The sequence below is a fragment of the Arthrobacter sp. FW306-1B-G06A genome (assembly GCF_058781765.1).
The window spans coordinates 1-1,364 of the sequence record NZ_JBYSXB010000089.1 but is presented as its reverse complement, the minus strand read 5'-3'; the positions used below and the strand labels follow the sequence as shown (position 1 = coordinate 1,364).

General features: G+C 62.4%; 1 protein-coding gene. It reads right to left on the bottom strand.

Going from position 1 to position 1,364, the window contains the following annotated elements; genetic code table 11:
• Nucleotides 1-37: 37 nt before the first annotated feature.
• Nucleotides 38-1,267: an IS256 family transposase gene (locus tag AC3WJM_RS22995; RefSeq protein WP_492273056.1), complete on the bottom strand. Its 1,230-nt coding sequence runs from the start codon at nucleotides 1,265-1,267 to the stop codon at nucleotides 38-40.
• Between the last annotated feature and the right edge of the window lie 97 nt (nucleotides 1,268-1,364).

The following is a 1,364-nucleotide window of genomic DNA, read 5'->3' as shown; positions in this document are numbered from 1 at the left end:
GGGAGTGTCCGTTTAACGGTGGATTCGGGGTTGGCATTTAGTTGATTCTTCCTTCGAAGGTGATGGCGAAGGCGTTCAGGGCCGGCTTCCATCGCATGGCCCATCGTGCCCTGCCTTTGCCGGCGGGGTCCAGTGCCCGGGTTGCCAGGTAAAGGCACTTCAAGGCGGCCTGTTCCGTCGGGAAGTGGCCTCTGGCCCGGATCGCGCGCCGGTAGCGGGCGTTGAGGGATTCGATAGCGTTCGTGCTGCAAATGACCCGCCGGATTTCCACGTCATAGTCCAGGAACGGCACGAATTCAGTCCACGCGTTCTCCCACAGCCGGGTGATCGCCGGATACTGCCGACCCCATTTGGCGGAGAACTCCACGAAACGTTCCTTGGCTGCGGCCTCGGACGGTGCCGTGTAGACCGGGCGCAGATCACGTGCCACTTCGTCCCGATACTGCCGGGCGGCGAAGCGGAAGGTGTTGCGGATTAGATGGACAATGCAGGTCTGGACCACGGCCCGCTCCCAGACGGTGTTGATGGCCTCGGGCAGGCCTTTGAGCCCGTCGCAGACGGTGATGCAGACGTCCTCCACGCCACGGTTCTTGATCTCAGTGAGCACGGAGAGCCAGAACTTGGCGCCTTCCCCACCGTCGCCTGCCCACAAGCCGAGGATGTCCCGCTCACCGCCAGTGCTCACCCCGATCGCAACATAGACCGGGCGGTTCGTGACCTGCCCGTCGCGGATCTTGACGTGAATCGCGTCAATGAACACCACCGGGTAGACCCGGTCCAGAGGCCGGTTCTGCCACTCGACCATCTCGGCAACGACCTTTTCGGTGATCCGGGAGATCGTGTCCTTCGAGACCCTCGCGCCGTAGACATCATCGAAGTGGGCTGCGATTTCCCCTGTCGTGAGTCCCTTCGCGCTCAGCGACAACACGATCTCGTCCACCCCGGTCAGGCGCCGCTGCCGTTTCCTGATGATCTGCGGCTCGAACGTCGAACCGGTGTCCCGCGGCACATCAATCTCTACCGGCCCGATCTCCGTCAGCACCGTTTTCGTGCGTGTGCCGTTGCGGGAATTTCCGCTCCCACGCCCGGTCACGTCGTGCTTCTCGTAGCCCAGGTGGTCATCCATCTCCGCCTCCAGGGCGGTTTCAAGGACGTTTTTCGTTAGTCGGTTCAAGAGCCCGTCGGGTCCGACGAGTTCGATTCCCTGCTCCCTGGCCTGGGCCAGGAGCTGCTGTGCCAACTCTTGCTGATCCACATCAGTCGCCATGGGATCAAGTGTTTCGCTCATGATCAGTCCTCCCTGCCAGGCACGCTGCCCGGCGTGTCAGACCAACCCCTGAATCCACCGTTTATCGGACAGTCCC

Bases quoted from the DNA above. Each gene is read 5' to 3' on its own strand.
- AC3WJM_RS22995 (WP_492273056.1), bottom strand. From the start codon at position 1,267: ATGGCGACTGATGTGGATCAGCAAGAGTTGGCACAGCAGCTCCTGGCC.